This is a genomic window from Psychrobacter sp. 16-MNA-CIBAN-0192 (assembly GCF_040309565.1).
GTDB lineage: Bacteria > Pseudomonadota > Gammaproteobacteria > Pseudomonadales > Moraxellaceae > Psychrobacter.
Genome location: NZ_JBEOOX010000427.1, coordinates 1 through 258, shown reverse-complemented (window position 1 = coordinate 258; position 258 = coordinate 1). Strand labels below are relative to the sequence as shown.

Genomic DNA, 258 nt, shown 5'->3' with positions numbered 1-258 from the left:
CATTAATAAAGTACTGCAACCACCACTGCGTTTAGTACGCAAAAACTCTTGGCGTAACGTATGTTCCCAGTGCCCTCGGTTAGCTAGCTGCGTTAAGCTATCGGTTTGACTAACTTGCTCAAGCTTTTTATTTAACTGTTCGAGTTCTTTTTTATTAACGGCTACATCTGTTACATCGTAAATAATAATACATATATGCTCAACATCACCACGGGTATTTGTTAGTGGAATAAAGGTGGCATTTTGGTACATATAATC

1 protein-coding gene is annotated in these 258 nt (G+C 38.0%); it reads right to left on the bottom strand.

Annotated elements, in window-relative coordinates:
- The coding region (locus AAEY78_RS13845) for a GGDEF domain-containing protein (RefSeq protein WP_352339938.1) at positions 1–258 on the bottom strand (258 nt) is incomplete at both ends.